Origin of the sequence: Mesorhizobium sp. M0598, assembly GCF_040320865.1 — a bacterium.
Lineage (GTDB): Bacteria > Pseudomonadota > Alphaproteobacteria > Rhizobiales > Rhizobiaceae > Mesorhizobium.
This window is the reverse complement of the sequence record NZ_JAMYQL010000018.1, coordinates 33,601-50,258: the sequence shown is the minus strand read 5'-3', so window position 1 is coordinate 50,258 and position 16,658 is coordinate 33,601. Positions and strand designations below refer to the sequence as shown.

The following is a 16,658-nucleotide window of genomic DNA, read 5'->3' as shown; positions in this document are numbered from 1 at the left end:
ATGTCTCGCTAGCAAAATGATCCGGGAGAATCCAGCCTGACGTGCCCGCCTGCCGCGGAACTTGCGCAGGCCAAGCCAGCAGGCTAGCAAGAAGGCCCCTTTTCGAACGAGCCTTTGCCATGCGCCCTCCCCTTACGCCGCTCATCGACGCGCTTCCCTCCACGGTACCGTTTGTCGGCCCGGAGGCGCAGGAGCGTGATCGCGGTCGCGCCTTTCGCGCCCGCATCGGCGCCAATGAGAGCAGCTTTGGCCCTTCCCCACGCGTCATTGCCCGTATGGCCGAGATTGCCGGCGACATGTGGATGTACTGCGACCCTGACAATCACGATTTGAAGGTAGCCGTGGCCCGGCATCTCGGTGTCGGCGCCGAAAACGTCGTCGTCGGCGAAGGCATAGACGGGCTGCTCAGCCTGGTTGCGCGCATGTATGTGGCGCCGGGCGATGCGGTGGTGACCTCGCTCGGCGCCTATCCGACCTTCAACTTTCATGTTGCCGGCGTCGGCGGCCGGCTGGTCGCAGTGCCCTACGAGAACGATCGGGAAAACCTCGACGGCCTGCTGGCGGCAGTGGCCAGGGAAAAGGCGCCACTGGTCTACCTGTCCAATCCGGACAATCCGATGGGCAGCTGGTGGGAAGCCGCCGAGCTCAGCCGCTTCATCGAAGCCTTGCCGGAGACCACAATGCTGGTGCTCGACGAAGCCTATGGCGAATTAGGGCCAGCCTCAGCGCTGCCGCCGATCGATGTGGCGCGGCCGAACGTCATCCGCGTGCGCACCTTTTCCAAGGCCTATGGGCTGGCCGGCATACGCTGCGGCTATGCGGTGGCCGAGGCCCAAGTGATTCGGGACTTCGAGAAGATCCGCAACCACTATGGCGTCAGCCGCATGGCGCAGATCGCCGGTGTCGAGGCGCTTGCCGATCAGGCCTGGCTGGATAGCGTGGTGGCGCGGGTCGCCGCCGGCCGCCGGCGTATCGCCGCAATAGCCGAAGCGAACGGGCTGAAGCCGCTGGCTTCGGCGACCAATTTCGTCACCATCGACTGCGGCCGCGACGGCGCTTTCGCACTAAAAGTGCTGCAGGCGCTGTTGTCACGCGACGTCTTCATCCGCAAGCCGATGGTGCCGGTTCTCGACCGCTGCATCCGGGTCAGTGTCGGCCTCGACCACGAGCTCGACATCTTTGCCGAGGAACTGCCTGGCGCACTGGCGGCAGCGCGGGGGAACTGAAGAGCGCAACGCCGGGATTCCAGTGCTGCCCGCTATTTCTCTCCGAGCACGCGCATGACGCGCTTCAAGGCGTCCGATAATTCGGCAGCCGCGTCATCGGCGAGGCCGGCCGTCAGCCGGGCGAGGTCGCGATCCGCCGCAGCCTGAAGCCAGGCGAGCTCAGCACTTCCGCGAGCGGTCAGCGACAGGATACGTCTGCGCTGATCGGCTGGGTCAGAGCGTGTCTCGGTCAGGCCAGCGGCGGCGAACCTCCTCAGGACGCGTGAGACATAGGCCGGATCGAGCCGGAGTTCGGCAGCGATTTCGGAGGCCGCCGGCCGGAGATCGAGGTGGAACGCCCGTTGCAAGAAACCCTGCCTCACCGCCGCTATTGGCGACAGCGCGGGATCGGCCGCCCAATTCGAACAGCAGCCGCGCCTCGCCCAGCGTATAGGCGCTGTGCGTCAAGGTCAGGTCGAGCAGCCCGATCAGGCGCGTGTAGAAGCGATTGAAGCCACGTATCTCTGCGACAAGGGCATTCCGATCGGCCGGCATGTCGACCTCCTTCGGACGGACCGCTCCGTCAGGGCCATGATCACCTATTATTTGACTTAGTCAATCATTAATGGAGACGCCGCCTATCTCGCACGTGAAGCTGGCGGATAGCGACCGGAGAGAGACCTTCGATGCACGTTGCGCGGTTGAATTTGCACGGCGATGCGCCAGACTCGACTTAAAGGATGGAGAGCGCGATGACCGATCGTACGGTGCAGGTATGCATATACGGCAAGGTGCAAGGCGTCAGCTACCGGGTCTGGGCGCGGCGCGAGGCGTCGGCGCTTGGCCTTGCCGGGTGGGTGCGCAACGAAGTTGACGGCTCGGTGACAGCCTTGATCGCAGGGACCGGTGCGGCGGTCTCGACAATGATCGAACGGCTTTGGCAAGGACCGCCAGGGGCAGCAGTTTCGAAGGTCGATGTCGAGGAGATCGAGTCAGGCAACATGTCCGCGGGTTTCAGGATTGTTGCCTAGCAAGGCATGATCCTGCTCATTCGCTTCCATCGCACAAATCTCCAGGGTGCAGATAGAGAAAACCTGAAACCATTGCCCTGCCCGGACATGCCTCGGTCCTTGAATTAATTGAACGTTTGTTTTATTGTCCGCGAAAAGGCGGCTTGTCATGGCGCGTACGACCGGTTCCGACGGAGAGAAGACCGAAGCTGCGGTCCGCGAGGCGGCGGTCAGCCTGATTGCGCGTCTCGGCTACGAGGCGATGTCGATGCGCCAGCTGGCGGCCGAGGTCGGCGTCCAGGCAGCGGCGCTGTACCGCTACTTCCCGACCAAGCAGGACCTTCTGTTCATGCTGATGAGTGAGCATATGGAAGGCTTGATCGAGGCGTGGCGGGCAACACGCCCGGTCGGCGCCGATCCGGCAACGCGGCTTGCCGCTTATGTCGAAAACCACATCGCTTTCCATATCGAACGCCGCCACTCCACCCATGTCTCGAACATGGAGCTGCGCAGCCTGTCGCATGAAAAACTCACGCAGATCCTGCGCATGCGCACGGCCTACGAGAAGGAGCTGCGCGCCATCCTGCGCGACGGCGTCGAAGCGGGGTTATTCAGCATCGAAGACACCGGGCTCACCGCCATGGCGCTGATCCAGATGATGACCGGCGTCATCGTCTGGTTCCGGCCGGGCGAACGGCTGTCGATCGCCGAAGTCACCGCTACATATCTAGCAATGACAATGCGCCTTGTTGGAGCGAAGAGCGATGGCGCGTCAACGAGCTACGACGCTGCGCCTCTATTCGGGCGCGCATAGGACGCTCTAGCAACTTGATTTCGCGCATGATCCCGATTTCGGGATCGTGCGCCGGGAGGAACGGCATGTACACGCATACGCTCAACTTCGGGCTTGACGAAGACATCGAGGCGCTGCGCGACCTGGTGCGGCGCTTCGCCCAGGAAAAGATCGCACCGATCGCCGCCGAGATCGACCGCTCGAACGAATTCCCGGCACATCTGTGGGCGGAGCTCGGCGGGCTCGGCCTGCTCGGCATCACCGCCGATCCCGATTTCGGCGGCAGCGGCATGGGCTACCTCGCCCATGTCGTGGCGATGGAGGAGATTTCGCGCGCCTCGGCCTCGGTCGGCCTCTCCTACGGCGCCCATTCCAACCTCTGCGTCAACCAGATCAACAGCTGGGCGACGCAGGCGCAGAAGGAAAAATATCTGCCTTCGCTCTGCAGCGGCGAAAAGGTCGGCGCACTGGCGATGTCGGAATCGGGTGCCGGCTCCGATGTGGTGTCGCTCCGCCTGCGCGCCGAAAAGCGCAACGACCGCTATGTGCTCAACGGCACCAAAATGTGGATCACCAACGGGCCGGATGCCGAGACGCTGGTCGTCTACGCCAAGACCGATCCGGAACTCAATTCGCGCGGCATCACCGCTTTTATCGTCGAAAAGGCTTTTGCCGGTTTTTCCGTGGCGCAAAAGCTCGACAAGCTTGGCATGCGCGGCTCGAACACCGGCGAGCTGGTGTTCGAGGATGTCGAAGTGCCGTTCGACAATGTGCTGCACGAGGAAGGGCGCGGCGTCGAGGTGCTGATGTCGGGCCTCGACTACGAACGCGCCGTACTGGCCGGCGGCCCGATCGGGCTGATGGCTGCGTGCCTCGACATGGCGATCCCTTACGTGCACGAACGCAGGCAGTTCGGCCAGCCGATCGGCGAGTTCCAGCTGGTGCAAGGCAAGCTAGCCGACATGTATGCGACGATGAGCGCGGCGCGCGCCTACGTCTATGCCGTGGCCGCCGCTTGCGATCGCGGTGAGACGGCCCGCAAGGATGCTGCCGGCTGTATTCTCTTCGCCGCCGAAAAGGCAACGCTGATGGCGCTCGACGCCATCCAGCTTTTGGGCGGCAACGGCTACATCAACGACTACCCGACCGGCCGGCTTTTGCGCGACGCCAAGCTCTACGAGATCGGCGCCGGCACCAGCGAAATCCGTCGCTGGCTGATCGGGCGGGAAATCATGGTGGAGGGCGCCTGATGGCGTCTTTTTGAGATTTTGCCAGAAGCCGCACGATGTGGCACACTTCGGAATATGTGCCACAACACAGGCGAGACGGACCATGGCTGGCAAAACGGGAAAGTCCGGATTTGACGAAGATCCGCAGGCACGGTTCGATGTCGGCGCTCGCCAACCACAGCTTCGTGCTCCGGCGAAACGCGAGCGTGTCAAGCTTGGCGAGGGCGGGCGCTTCGTCATTCCTGCCGCGATGCGCGAGGAGATGGGCGTGAAGCCTGGCGAGGACATGATCCTGCATGTCGAAAACGGCGAGCTGCGGGTAAGATCGTGGCTGCAGAATCTGCGACGCGTCCAGGCCGAATTGTCAGCGTTGAAACAGCCCGGTGAAAGCGTCGTCGACGAATTTCTGAAAGAGCGACGGGAAGAGCAGCGTCGAAGTGACAAGCGTCTCGACCGGCTTCACGCCGAAGGGACAACGGGAAAGCGGACGAAATGAAGCCCTACGTCATGGACAGTTCGGCGGCGCTCGCAATCCTGCTCAACGAGCAAGGCACCGACAATGCTTTGGGGTTCGCGCCGGACGCACAATGCAGTTCAGTCAATGCGGCCGAAATCATCGCCAAGCTGATCGACAAGGGACGCAGCATGGAACAGGCCGCGGACGACCTCGCCAGTCTCGGCATGCCGATCGCCGTTTTCGACGACGCGATGGGCATCGCCGCTGGGCAGCTTCGCCAATTGACGCGGCATCGCGGCTTGTCGCTGGGCGATCGGGCTTGCCTGGCGCTGGCAATTCGCGAGAATGCCATTGCCGTCACCGCTGATCGCGATTGGGGCGACCTCGATGTCGGCTGCAAGATCGAGCTGATCCGGTAGCGCCATGGCCGCCCTCACCTCTCAGATGTCGTCCGCCTCCGATGCCTTCCGCGCCAATGCCGAGCGCATGCGGGCGCTGGTCGCCGATATTGCTGAAAAAGCCGCCGCCATCGAGCGCGGTGGCTCGGAAGAGGCGCGTGAGCGGCACGTCTCCCGCGGCAAGCTCCTGCCGCGGCAACGCCTAGCCCAATTGCTCGATACAGGCTCGCCCTTCCTCGAAATCGGCCAGTTCGCGGCATGGTCGATGTATGGCGAGGACATCCCTTCGGCCGGCCTCATCGCCGGCATCGGCCGCGTCGAAGGCACCGAAGTGATGGTCGTCGTCAATGACGCCACGGTGAAGGGCGGCACCTATTATCCACTGACGGTGAAGAAGCATCTGCGTGCACAGGAGATCGCATTGCAGAACAATCTGCCTTGCGTCTATCTGGTCGACAGCGGCGGCGCCAATCTGCCCAACCAGGACGAGGTGTTTCCCGACCGCGATCATTTCGGCCGCATCTTCTACAACCAGGCCAACATGTCGGCCGCCGGCATTCCGCAGATCGCCTGCGTCATGGGTTCGTGCACGGCCGGCGGCGCCTATGTGCCTGCGATGTCGGACGAGACAATCATGGTGCGCAACCAGGCGACCATCTTTCTCGGCGGGCCGCCGCTGGTGAAGGCGGCCACCGGCGAGGACGTCACCGCCGAGGACCTCGGTGGCGCCGACGTGCACACAAGGCTTTCCGGCGTTGCCGACCACTATGCGCTCGACGACGAGCATGCGCTGGCCATATGCCGGCGTATCGTCAAAAACCTGAATCGGAACAAGACTGTAAGCCTTGCCTTACAGAAATCGATTCCGCCGCTTCACGATCCACATGAACTCTACGGCATCGTGCCGACGGATCTGCGCCAGCCCTACGACGTGCGCGAGGTAATCGCCCGCACCGTCGACGGTTCCGAGTTCGATGAGTTCAAGCAGAATTATGGCACCACGCTGGTCACCGGTTTCGCCCATCTCAGCGGCATGCCGGTCGGCATCGTCGCCAACAATGGCGTGCTGTTTTCGGAAAGCGCGCTGAAGGGCGCGCACTTCATAGAGCTGTGCTGCCAGCGCAAGATCCCGCTGATTTTCCTGCAGAACATCACCGGCTTCATGGTCGGGCGAAAATACGAGGCCGGCGGCATCGCCAAGGACGGCGCCAAGCTGGTCATGGCGGTCGCAACGGCCAAGGTGCCGAAGGTGACCGTGATCATCGGCGGCTCGTTCGGTGCCGGCAATTACGGCATGTGCGGACGCGCCTATTCGCCACGCTTCCTGTGGATGTGGCCGAATGCCCGCATTTCGGTGATGGGCGGCGAGCAGGCGGCAACGGTGCTGGCCGTGGTCAAGCGCGAAGGCATCGAGCGCAAGGGCGGGGAATGGAGCGCTGAGGAGGAAGCGAAATTCAAGAAGCCGATCCTGATGAAGTACGAGCAGGAGGGACACCCGCTCTATTCGTCGGCAAGGCTCTGGGACGACGGCATCATCGACCCGGCCAAGACCCGCGAGGTGCTGGCGCTCAGCCTTTCGGCCGCGCTCAACGCCGAGATCGAGGAGACAAAATTCGGCGTGTTCAGGATGTGAGATGAGCGAAATCGGCCAGAGGATTCGCATTCAAACCGGCGACATCACGAAGCTGGCGGTCGATGCCATCGTCAACGCCGCCAATACCTCTCTTCTCGGAGGCGGCGGCGTCGACGGCGCTATCCACCGCGCGGCCGGCCCCGAGCTTGTGGCAGAATGCCGGACCTTGCATGGCTGCAAGGTCGGAGACGCAAAAATCACCAAGGGCTACAGGCTGCCCGCGCGCTACGTCATACATACGGTCGGGCCGGTCTGGCAAGGTGGCAGCAAAGGAGAAGCCGAACTGCTCGCCTCCTGCTATCGCCGGTCGCTCGAAATCGCCGCCGCAAAGGACTGCCGGACGGTGGCGTTTCCTGCGATCTCGACCGGGGCCTACCGCTATCCGAAAGATCAGGCGACGCAAATTGCTGTCGGGACCGTGAGCGCCTTCATCGGCCAGAACATCGTTCCGGAAACCGTCATTTTCTGCTGCTTCGACGAGCCGACGGCCGAATTGTATCAGCGGGTCGTCGCTGCACTCGGCAGGGTGTGACCCTGCGCGGGAGACAACCCACCACATCTCCAGACTATTTTTTGCTTCTCGATCTGGCCAGACGAAAGAATCACGGCTATTGATCATCGCAAATACCAATGGGGATTGGGCGAAGATGAGGCGGCGGGTTTTTCAGAGAACAACTGTGCATATACTTGCGGGATTGCTTATATTAGCAATGCCTGGCATCTGTGCAGCGGAGTCGCTGGCGGGAAGCAAGGGCGAGACCCGTTTCTATCCCTATTTGCCGCAGAGCCCGAAGGATCCGTGTACCAGGGCCTACAAGGCCTATGTAGCGGCCGGCGGCCATTCAGCCTATGCAACCACTCCGTATTCCCGGGTGCGTTTTCTGTACATCATCTGCGGCTCGCGCTTGAATGCACCGTCACAGCAAGCTGCCGAAGAATTCGCGTTGAAATCCTGTCAGGCCGCCCGCAACAGTTACAGAGTTACAACAGGCGGCGGCTGCGAAATCGCTGCCTCCAAGTAGGCGAATATATTTCAGTGTTTGGGGTTCAAATGGGTTTGGCAATGAAATCTTTATCAATCAAGCGAGCAACCATGTCGGTACTTGCACTGCTTGTGGCCTCTGCACCGAATGTCGGCGCCGCCGAATCGCTGGCGGGAAGCAAGGGCGACAGCCGCTTTCCGGTCTATTTTGCACCGGGTACAATCGGAGGCTGCGGCAAGAATTACAAGGACTATGTGGCGGCTGGCGGTCACTCGGCCTATGCGATGACGCCATTCAACTGGGCAACCGAATTCACTATTTGCGGTGCTTATCTGAATGCAACATCCCAGAAGGCTGCGGAGGCGCTGGCGTTGAAATCCTGCCAGTCCGCGCGCAGCAAGTACAAGGTCACGACTGCAGGGGCCTGCGCCATAGCTGCCTCCAAATAGACCGACACTCGTCGGCCTTCGACGTATTCAATGGGTGGGAAAAATGAAATCTATAAGCGTCAAACAAGCAGTCTTCTCGCTGATAACCGGGTTGCTTCTAATCTCGAGCCCCAATGTCGGCGCGGCGGAATCGCTGGCTGGAAGCAAGGGCGACGTCCGCTTCTACCCGTATTTTCCGGCGACCGCGGATCGGCCATGCACCAAGGCATATAAGGCCTATGTGGCGGCCAGCGGCCATTCAGCTTATGCGACCACTCCGTATTCCCGGGTGCGTTCGTTGTACATCCTGTGCGGCTCGCGCTTGAATGCGCCCTCGCAAAAAGCTGCCGAGGATATGGCGATGAAATCCTGCCAGGTCACCCGCGACCGTTACAGGGTCACGACCGGGGGAGCTTGCGAAATGGCGGCCTCAAAGTAGGCAGGCCTCGCTTGCCTACCCTTTGACCGCCAGACTACAAAGCAGGGCATTGCCGCAGTTCGCGTGACGAGAATTCGCGCCGTTGGCGGCAGCTCTGCCTGTGGAGGCCCGATGTTCGCCAAGATCCTGATCGCCAACCGTGGCGAGATCGCCTGCCGGGTGATCCGCACGGCACGCAGGATGGGTGTGCGCAGCGTCGCCGTCTATTCCGACGCCGACGATCGCGCCTTGCATGTCGAAATGGCCGACGAAGCGGTGCATATCGGCGCCTCTCCCGCCAACGAAAGCTATCTGCGCGGCGACAAGATCATTGCGGCGGCCTTGGCCAAAGGTGCCGAGGCCATCCATCCGGGCTACGGCTTTCTTTCGGAAAACCCTGATTTCGTCGATCAGGTGGTCGCGGCGGGGCTGATCTTCATTGGCCCGTCGGCGGCCTCGATCCGCGCCATGGGACTGAAGGACGCGGCCAAGCGGCTGATGGAAAAGGCCGGCGTGCCTGTCGTTCCGGGCTACCATGGCGAAGCGCAGGAGATCGTGTTGCTCGCCTCCAAGGCGCGCGAGATAGGCTACCCCGTACTGATCAAGGCGCGCGCCGGCGGCGGCGGCAAAGGCATGCGGCGCGTCGAGCATCCCGATGATTTTTCGGAAGCACTGTCGGGCGCTCGGCGCGAGGCGAAAGCCGCGTTCGGTGACGACCGCGTCTTGGTGGAAAAATATGTCGACAAGCCTCGCCACATCGAAGTGCAGGTGTTTGGTGACAATTTCGGCAACGCCGTGCATCTTCACGAACGTGACTGCTCGGCACAGCGCCGCCACCAGAAGGTGATCGAGGAGGCGCCTGCCCCGGGCATGACGCCGGCACTGCGCAAGGCGATGACCGAGGCGGCGGTGAAAGCCGCCAAGGCAATCCACTATTCCGGCGCCGGTACCATCGAGTTCATCGTCGATGCCTCGCAAGGTCTGAAGGCCGACCGTTTCTGGTTCATGGAAATGAACACCCGCCTGCAGGTCGAGCACCCCGTCACCGAAATGGTCACCGGCATCGACCTGGTCGAGTGGCAGTTGCGGGTAGCCTCCGGCGAAAAACTGCCGAAGACGCAGAGCGAGATCGCGCTCTCCGGCCACGCCTTCGAGGCGCGTATCTATGCCGAGGACGCGGCAAGAGGGTTTTTGCCGGCGACCGGCACCTTGCACCATTTGAAATTTCCGCAGCCGGCACCGGAGGGTGCGACCATGCGCATCGAAACCGGTGTGCGCGCCGGCGATGCGATTTCGCCGTTTTACGACCCGATGATCGCCAAGCTGATCATCCACGGCAAGGACAGACGGGCAGCGCTCACAGCGCTTGGCGCAGCGCTGTCGCAGACCGAAATCGCCGGCTCAACGGTCAACACTGGCTTTCTTGCCGCGCTGGTCGCTGATGCGGATTTTGCGGCGGGCGATGTCGATACCGGCCTGATCGCTAGGCATCAGCAGGCGTTGACGGCGGTTCCGCCGCCGGGCGGTGAGACGATTGCCGCCGCGGCACTTGCCGCGTCCGGTGCGCGCGACTTGCCGTCCTCGGACGATCCCTGGTTGTCGCTGGCCGGCTATGCGCATTTCCACGCTGTAGTGCGGCGCATGCTGCTGAAGTTTGGCGAGCAGGAGATCGGCGCGCGCGTGTCGGTGCGGCCGGACGGGCGGTTCGAGGTGGCGCTGGATGCGCCCTATGACAGCGCCAATTCGCGTGATCTCCGCGCGGCGCCTCGCCTCGCCCGCTGGCCGGGCCACGTCACGGTCTTCGATGGTGCAATCGGCTACGGTTTTGCTGTGCCGGATCCGCTGGCCCGAGCCGACGAAGCCGCCGCCGCTTCCGGCAGCCTGCGCGCGCCAATGCCCGGCCTGGTCAAATTGGTGCGTGCAGCCAGAGGCGAGTCCGTGATCAAGGGCCAGCCGCTGCTGATCCTGGAGGCGATGAAGATGGAGCACACCATTGCCGCGCCCCATGACGGGGTTATCGCCGAGATTGCTGCCGAAGGCGCGCAGGTAACCGACGGCACCGTGCTGGTTCGCTTTGCCGAGGAACCTCAGTTGACTGCTGTTTCCCTATCCACGAAGTGATCTCGAACGCGGCACAAAGGCGTCGCCAAAAACAACATGGCCGGGTTTGACCCCGGCCATGTTCAATTACAGCAGCGCGTCTTGCGGCGCCGCGGCCATCACGGCTGGATCGGCGCGTATTTGCCGTCGTGCCACTGGTTGATGTCGTAGCTGGCGTTTTTGAGGTCGCCCTTCTCGTCGAAGGTGACTGACCCGACAACCGTGCTGATCGGCTGGCCGTTCTTCAACGCTTCGGCGACTTTTGCCGGATCGTCGCTGCTGGCGCGTTTGATGCCTTCGGCGAAGGCCTGGATCACCGCATAGGAAAACAGCGTGAAGCCCTCCGGCACGAAGCCGCCGGCCTTGATCTTGGCGATGGCTTCCTTGGCTTCGGGCTTCGCCTGCGGATCCGACGGGAAGACGAACATGGTGCCTTCGCCGGCCGGACCGGCAACCTGCCAGAATTCCGGCGAAGCGATCGAGTCCGGCATGATCAACTGGAACTTGAGGTTCTGCTCCGCCGACTGGCGCAGGATCAGGCCGGCTTCGGGGTGATAGCCGCCGAAATAGACGACGTCGGCTTTCAGCTCCTTGAGCTTGGTAACAAGAGCGGAATAGTCCTTCTCGCCGGCGTTGATGCCCTCGTAGAGGATCTCTTTGAGACCGTTCTGGTTCATCGTTGCCTTGACGGCATCGGCCACGCCCTGCCCATAGGCGCTCTTGTCGTGCATGATGACGACGTTCTTGCCGGCATATTTCTTGGCGATCCAGGGACCGATGAAAGCGCCCTGCGCATCGTCGCGCGTATAGAGGCGCATGATCGTCGGCCAGCCGGCTTTCGCCGCTGCGTCGGTCAACACCGGGTTCGAGGAAGCCGGACTCATCATCAGCGCACCGGCTTCGGCGTAGACAGCGGAGGCCGGGATGCTGGAGCCCGAGCAGGCGTGGCCATCGATGAACTTGACACCGTTGGCGATGATGCGGTTGGCGACCGAAACCGCCTGCTTCGGATCGCACTGGTCATCCTCGACGTCGAGCTTGATCTGGCGGCCGTCGACGCCGCCCGCCGCGTTGATCGCGTCGGCGGCGGCTTGCGCGCCTTGCTTAAACTGATCGCCGATGGTGGCAAGCTGACCGGTCATCGGTCCGACCACCGAAAAGGTGATGTCGTCGGCGAAGGCGACCGGCGCGGTCATCATCAGGCCAAATATGGCGGCGCTCAAAATACTGAATTTCTTCATGGTGACACAACTCCTCCATTCTCGCGCGACCATCCCGGCCGCGCCTCTTCCAGAGTGGCGGGAGAATTTCATCCTTCACCGGGGCTGTCTAGACGCATCGTCGGCACTCGATTGGGCCTGCAACACGCAGTCCCAAAGACAAAGCCGCGCCAGCCTTGTTCCGGCCGGTCGCGGCTTTTGCCATGAGCTTCCCAACGCATCGGCGCCAGGACCCGCTCGCCTTCCCTGCCTATTGCACAGCTTGCCGCCGTGTTCTTGATCTTGTTGGCTCAGCCGTCTTGCGCGGCCTTGATTTTTCGAGCCCGGCCCTCTGCGCGGCCTTGACCCGAAGCGTCCCTGTTGTGAGGTCAGTACCCTTGTGAAGTCGATGCCGGCGAATTCAGTGCATCGTCATCCATTCGCGAGCTTCGCGCAGCGCCTTGGCGATCTCGACCTTCGACATGGCGGCAGACAATTCGGAGCGCAGTTCCGCGGCGCGGGCCGAACCCTTGATCGCGGCGATGTTGAACCATTTGTGGGCGGCGACGACATCGGTCTCGCAATCGCGGCCAGTCGCATACATCATGCCCAACTCGAAAAGAATATCGGCCTGGGCAGTTGCCCCCATGGCGCCGAAGCCGGCTTCAAGCATTTCAAAACGTGCCATTTCAAATCCCCTGTTCTGGCTCCCGAGAGCTGTCTCCGTCTGTCCCTCGGTGTCCTTGATTACCGTCGGGGGCGGCCGCTCTTTCGATGCTTTCGAGAATGCCCCGGAGGCTTGAATCCGTCGTTAAATGGCGTGCTTAATTTGAGGAAAACAAAGCTAAAACAAGAGGTAAACGCGAAAATTCGTTAAGGATACAAAGCCAGCAATCGCGCCGGTTTGCACAAGATTTGAAGAAAACTTGCGAGGCGCGGATCAAGACTCCGCTAACCACAGAAGACAAAGACGTGTGCGGCCCGTTTCATTTTTCGCCGGCGCGGCCGTTCGGGAGCGGGCAAAAACCCGCACCCTTCCGTCGCGGCACCGCTTTTGTTTTTCCGGGAGCTGGACTAGCTTACGTTTGCGTAAGGGGCAGACACCCGGGACGGAGCCCGATTGGACTTACCTGAGGGAGGAAAGACATGTTTCGGCAAGTGAGCCTGGCCCTCGCGGCCGCAATAATGATGACCGGCGCGGCGTGGGCCGATCCGATCGAAGGCAATTGGAAAACGCAAGCCGGATCGACTGCCGCCATTTCGGGTGGCGGCGGGGCATTTTCGATTACGCTCAAATCCGGCAAATTTGCCGGCAAGAACATCGGTTCACTGAAGGTTGCCGGCGACAACAAATATGCCGGCACCATAACCGACCCGGAAACCGACAAGACCTATTCGGGCAAGGCTTCGCTTTCCGGCAGTTCGCTCAAGATGAGCGGCTGCGTGCTCGGCGGGCTGATCTGCAAGAGCCAGACCTGGCACAAGCTCTGATCGTGCCCTTCCTGCCGGGGTGAGCGGGGCCAATCGGCCCCGTTTTCATGTTATCGGTCTCGCAGCCATGGCGTCGCCATGGGTCGCTGCACTCAAAGCGGACCCTCTCAGAGATCATCAACCATTTTTGAACCGCAGATGAACGCCGGGATCAGAGCCGGTTCAGCCGGGGCAAGGCATTGTCATGCGTGTTGAAGGAGACACCGCGCAATGCTTGCCCGCCGCTTCACCATCGTCTGCCTGCTGATGAGCCTGTTCGGCATGTTGTTCGCCGTCCTTGTCGCCGAAGCCGGCCGGCCGTCCCGCTCCTGGGACGTCGCCAGTTCCTGCCGACTCGGTTGCTTGAACCATCTTCACCACTGAAACGACAAAGAGCTGAACCTTTAGAGAAAAGCAAAACGCCAATGAACCGCCTCGCCGCCAACACCCTCAAGACGCTTCGGCTGCTGCCGCGCGCGGCGCTCATCCTGACTGTTCTTTCGGTACCGGTACTGGCCGTGCCGACAATGCGCACCAACGCCGGCTCGACGATCGAGGCGCCTGCGTTGAGGAAGTCAGGCCTCGGCTTTGTGCTGCTGGTTAGCCTGCAGCGCGGTTAGCAGACCGAAAAACGCCGCCAGCGCGTATTGAGGCCGCCTTACCCCCTCCCAACCGCGCGTCCAACTCTCTATATTGGGTCATGGAAAAGCGAATCTATCCCCAAGCCATTGAATCGGTGGTCACGCCGGAGCCGTTTGGCCGGCAGAGCTTCAACGACGCCAAGAAGGCCGTCGCGGCCCTACAGGTGCTTTACGACCGCAACACCAAGTTCCTGCGCGATTCATTTGCCGCGCTCGCCGCGGGCGGCGACAACAACAAACGCTACCGGGCTTTCTATCCGGAGATCGGCGTCACCACGAGTTCCTTCACGCAAATCGACTCGCGGCAGGCCTATGGCCACATGCCGACGCCGGGGCATTTCTCAACCACCGTCACCCAGCCTGCTCTTTTCGAAAGCTACCTCACCGAACAGCTTCGGCTGATCATGCGCAACCACGGCGTTCCCGTCACGGTTTCGGAATCGACCACTCCCATCCCGCTGCATTTCGCCTTCCTCGAAGGCACGCATGTCGACGGCACTGCTGCCGAGCGCATCAAACGGCCGATCCGTGACCTGTTCGACGTGCCGGATCTCGACGGCACCGACGACCAGATCGCCAACGGCACGTTCGAAGTGGCATTGGGCGAGGCACGGCCGCTGGCGCCGTTCACCGCGCAACGGATCGACTATTCGCTGCACCGGATGTCGCATTATACGGCGACCAGTCCCCAGCATTTCCAGAACTTCGTGCTGTTCACCAACTACCAGTTCTACATCGACGAATTCGTCGCCCGTGCACGCGAATTGATGGCCAATGGCGGTGGCGGATATGTCGAGTTCGTCGAGCCGGGCAACATCGTGACCAAAGCAGGGGACGGTGCGCCCGGTGAGGGTGCTGCGCCCCCTCGCCTGCCGCAGATGCCGGCCTATCATCTGAAGAAGCCGAATCATGGTGGCATCACCATGGTCAATATCGGCGTTGGGCCTTCCAACGCCAAGACGATCACTGACCATATTGCGGTGCTCCGGCCGCATGCCTGGGTGATGCTCGGCCATTGCGCCGGCCTGCGCAACACGCAGGCGCTCGGGGATTATGTGCTGGCCCATGCCTATGTACGAGAAGACCATGTCCTCGACGACGATCTTCCGGTCTGGGTGCCGATCCCGCCGCTAGCCGAAATCCAGGTGGCTCTGCAGGAAGCGGTCGCCGAGATCACCGGGCTTTCCGGATATGATCTCAAGCGCATCATGCGCACTGGCACCGTCGCCACTATCGACAACCGCAATTGGGAGCTGCGCGACCAGCGCGGGCCGGTCCAGCGGCTGTCGCAGTCACGGGCGATCGCGCTCGACATGGAATCGGCGACGATCGCCGCCAACGGCTTCCGCTTCCGGGTGCCCTATGGCACGCTGCTTTGCGTATCCGACAAGCCGCTGCATGGCGAATTAAAGTTGCCGGGCATGGCGACCGAGTTCTACAAGCGGCAAGTAGCGCAGCACCTGACCATCGGCATCAGGGCGATGGAGAAGCTGGCTGAAATGCCGATGGACCGACTGCATTCGCGCAAACTCAGGAGCTTTTCGGAAACTGCCTTCCAGTAAATGCCGAATCGCATGTGTCTGTCCAGGTCAGGACATTTCGTCATCTTGATTGAGCCGCACTTCTGCCGATAGACAAGGCGATGGCACGTGTTCGGGACATGACGGTTGCGCTGGCATTCGTCGCAATGCTTGCACTCTCGGCCGCGCTGGTGGCCGGGTTCTTCGGATCGCTGCATCCGGCCCTCGATTCCTTTGCTCATTTCCGCGTCCATTTTTCGGTGCTGATGGCGCTTTGCGCGCTGCCGCTGCTCGCCACCTCGTTTCGCCTGCAGGCCGCGTCCGCATTGCTGTTTGCGATAGCCTCCTTTGTCACCACGTCGAATGCCTTGCCGCTTTCGCGGCTATGGCAGGTGCAGGCCGCCTACGAAGCCAAACCCGGTGACGAGCCAGTCTACCGCCTGCTGCAGATGAACCTCAGGTTCAACAATCCAACGCCTGAGCAGGTGCTGTCGCTGATCGGCCGGACCCAGCCTGATGTGATCACCCTCGACGAGGTGTCCGAGATGTGGAAGGCAAAGCTTGGGCTGCTATCCGGCGCCTATCCCCACCGGATCCTCTGCCCATATCCCAATGGCGTGTTCGGCGTTGCGCTGCTGTCCAGACGACCGTTTGCCATAGGCACGGAGCCGCACTGCGACAGCCGCGGCGCGATGGCGATCGCCACGGTCGATTTCGGCGGAACCGACGTCGATGTCGCCGCCATCCACCTCACCTGGCCATGGCCGTACAACCAATCACGGCAGATTGGAGGGTTGTCTGGCGAAATCGCCTCGCTTGGCGAGACGTCAATCCTGGCAGGCGACTGCAACGCAGCGCCATGGAGCGCCGCCGTCCGGCGCGTCGCATCGCTTGGCAAGCTGACTGTAATGCCGTCGGTCGGGCCGACCTGGCTCTACAGAAGGCTGCCGGATTTCCTGCGCTTCGCCGGACTGCCGATCGACCAGGTTTTCAGCAAGGGCGCCATCGTTATCCGTTCGGCGTCGACCCTTGAGGACACCGGCTCAGACCATCTGCCGATGCTGGTGGAGTTTTCGCTACGGTCGGATGAACAAAAGCCGCTCGACGAGCACCAGACGGCGACCGCGCTTGCGGCGCTGCCTGGCGGGACGCGAAGCTGAAAATCCGCAGTCCA

20 protein-coding genes are annotated in these 16,658 nt (G+C 62.0%); 17 read left to right on the top strand and 3 right to left on the bottom strand.

What is annotated here, in order from left to right:
* The first annotated feature begins 119 nt into the window (after positions 1-119).
* Positions 120-1,226, top strand: coding sequence for a pyridoxal phosphate-dependent aminotransferase (locus NKI59_RS21400; protein WP_352706627.1), 1,107 nt, complete (start codon positions 120-122; stop codon positions 1,224-1,226).
* A 32-nt stretch (positions 1,227-1,258) separates the two neighbouring features.
* On the opposite strand, the gene NKI59_RS21395 is transcribed toward NKI59_RS21400, so the two are convergent.
* The gene (locus NKI59_RS21395) at positions 1,259-1,573 is read right to left on the bottom strand and encodes a MarR family winged helix-turn-helix transcriptional regulator (protein ID WP_352706625.1); all 315 of its coding nucleotides are present in this window, start codon (positions 1,571-1,573) and stop codon (positions 1,259-1,261) included.
* Between the two features lie 384 nt (positions 1,574-1,957).
* Between NKI59_RS21395 and NKI59_RS21390 the strand changes: the two genes are divergently transcribed.
* The 11 genes from NKI59_RS21390 (at position 1,958) to NKI59_RS21340 (ending at position 10,675) form a co-directional block, all read left to right on the top strand.
* The gene (locus NKI59_RS21390; protein ID WP_352706622.1) at positions 1,958-2,236 is read left to right on the top strand and encodes an acylphosphatase; all 279 of its coding nucleotides are present in this window, start codon (positions 1,958-1,960) and stop codon (positions 2,234-2,236) included.
* 148 nt (positions 2,237-2,384) lie between these two features.
* The gene (locus NKI59_RS21385; RefSeq protein WP_352706620.1) at positions 2,385-3,029 is read left to right on the top strand and encodes a TetR/AcrR family transcriptional regulator; all 645 of its coding nucleotides are present in this window, start codon (positions 2,385-2,387) and stop codon (positions 3,027-3,029) included.
* A 65-nt stretch (positions 3,030-3,094) separates the two neighbouring features.
* Positions 3,095-4,258 (top strand): isovaleryl-CoA dehydrogenase, encoded by a 1,164-nt coding sequence (locus NKI59_RS21380; RefSeq protein WP_352706617.1) that lies wholly within the window; start codon positions 3,095-3,097, stop codon positions 4,256-4,258.
* Between the two features lie 82 nt (positions 4,259-4,340).
* Entirely contained in the window at positions 4,341-4,733 is a 393-nt protein-coding gene (locus tag NKI59_RS21375) for an AbrB/MazE/SpoVT family DNA-binding domain-containing protein (RefSeq protein WP_352706615.1), read from the top strand.
* Entirely contained in the window at positions 4,730-5,113 is a 384-nt protein-coding gene (locus NKI59_RS21370; protein WP_023677795.1) for a type II toxin-antitoxin system VapC family toxin, read from the top strand. The genes NKI59_RS21375 and NKI59_RS21370 overlap by 4 nt, the downstream gene beginning before the upstream one ends.
* 4 nt (positions 5,114-5,117) lie before the next feature.
* A complete protein-coding gene (locus tag NKI59_RS21365; protein WP_352706612.1) occupies positions 5,118-6,725 on the top strand; it encodes a carboxyl transferase domain-containing protein in 1,608 nt (535 codons plus the stop codon).
* A 1-nt stretch (position 6,726) separates the two neighbouring features.
* On the top strand, positions 6,727-7,257 hold the full coding sequence (locus NKI59_RS21360) for an O-acetyl-ADP-ribose deacetylase (RefSeq protein ID WP_352540759.1): 531 nt from the start codon (positions 6,727-6,729) through the stop codon (positions 7,255-7,257).
* A 115-nt stretch (positions 7,258-7,372) separates the two neighbouring features.
* Positions 7,373-7,747 carry a hypothetical protein gene (locus NKI59_RS21355; protein WP_352706691.1) on the top strand — a complete coding sequence of 125 codons (375 nt, stop codon included), beginning with the start codon at positions 7,373-7,375 and terminating at the stop codon, positions 7,745-7,747.
* Between the two features lie 29 nt (positions 7,748-7,776).
* Positions 7,777-8,157 carry a hypothetical protein gene (locus NKI59_RS21350; protein ID WP_245274740.1) on the top strand — a complete coding sequence of 127 codons (381 nt, stop codon included), beginning with the start codon at positions 7,777-7,779 and terminating at the stop codon, positions 8,155-8,157.
* A gap of 43 nt (positions 8,158-8,200) precedes the next feature.
* On the top strand, positions 8,201-8,575 hold the full coding sequence (locus NKI59_RS21345) for a hypothetical protein (RefSeq protein WP_352569846.1): 375 nt from the start codon (positions 8,201-8,203) through the stop codon (positions 8,573-8,575).
* Positions 8,576-8,686: 111 nt separating this feature from the next.
* Positions 8,687-10,675 (top strand): acetyl/propionyl/methylcrotonyl-CoA carboxylase subunit alpha, encoded by a 1,989-nt coding sequence (locus NKI59_RS21340; protein WP_352569847.1) that lies wholly within the window; start codon positions 8,687-8,689, stop codon positions 10,673-10,675.
* A gap of 98 nt (positions 10,676-10,773) precedes the next feature.
* On the opposite strand, the gene NKI59_RS21335 is transcribed toward NKI59_RS21340, so the two are convergent.
* Positions 10,774-11,895 (bottom strand): branched-chain amino acid ABC transporter substrate-binding protein, encoded by a 1,122-nt coding sequence (locus tag NKI59_RS21335; RefSeq protein WP_352706608.1) that lies wholly within the window; start codon positions 11,893-11,895, stop codon positions 10,774-10,776.
* Between the two features lie 379 nt (positions 11,896-12,274).
* Positions 12,275-12,541: an SEL1-like repeat protein gene (locus NKI59_RS21330; RefSeq protein WP_010915070.1), complete on the bottom strand. Its 267-nt coding sequence runs from the start codon at positions 12,539-12,541 to the stop codon at positions 12,275-12,277.
* Between the two features lie 458 nt (positions 12,542-12,999).
* Between NKI59_RS21330 and NKI59_RS21325 the strand changes: the two genes are divergently transcribed.
* The 5 genes from NKI59_RS21325 (at position 13,000) to NKI59_RS21305 (ending at position 16,644) form a co-directional block, all read left to right on the top strand.
* The gene (locus NKI59_RS21325; protein WP_023677801.1) at positions 13,000-13,344 is read left to right on the top strand and encodes a DUF2147 domain-containing protein; all 345 of its coding nucleotides are present in this window, start codon (positions 13,000-13,002) and stop codon (positions 13,342-13,344) included.
* A 210-nt stretch (positions 13,345-13,554) separates the two neighbouring features.
* A complete protein-coding gene (locus NKI59_RS21320; RefSeq protein ID WP_023677802.1) occupies positions 13,555-13,707 on the top strand; it encodes a hypothetical protein in 153 nt (50 codons plus the stop codon).
* Positions 13,708-13,748: 41 nt separating this feature from the next.
* On the top strand, positions 13,749-13,943 hold the full coding sequence (locus NKI59_RS21315) for a hypothetical protein (protein WP_352454349.1): 195 nt from the start codon (positions 13,749-13,751) through the stop codon (positions 13,941-13,943).
* An 80-nt stretch (positions 13,944-14,023) separates the two neighbouring features.
* Complete coding sequence (locus NKI59_RS21310; protein ID WP_352706606.1) at positions 14,024-15,526, top strand: AMP nucleosidase; 1,503 nt, start codon at positions 14,024-14,026, stop codon at positions 15,524-15,526.
* Between the two features lie 80 nt (positions 15,527-15,606).
* On the top strand, positions 15,607-16,644 hold the full coding sequence (locus tag NKI59_RS21305; RefSeq protein WP_352706602.1) for an endonuclease/exonuclease/phosphatase family protein: 1,038 nt from the start codon (positions 15,607-15,609) through the stop codon (positions 16,642-16,644).
* Positions 16,645-16,658: the final 14 nt, after the last annotated feature.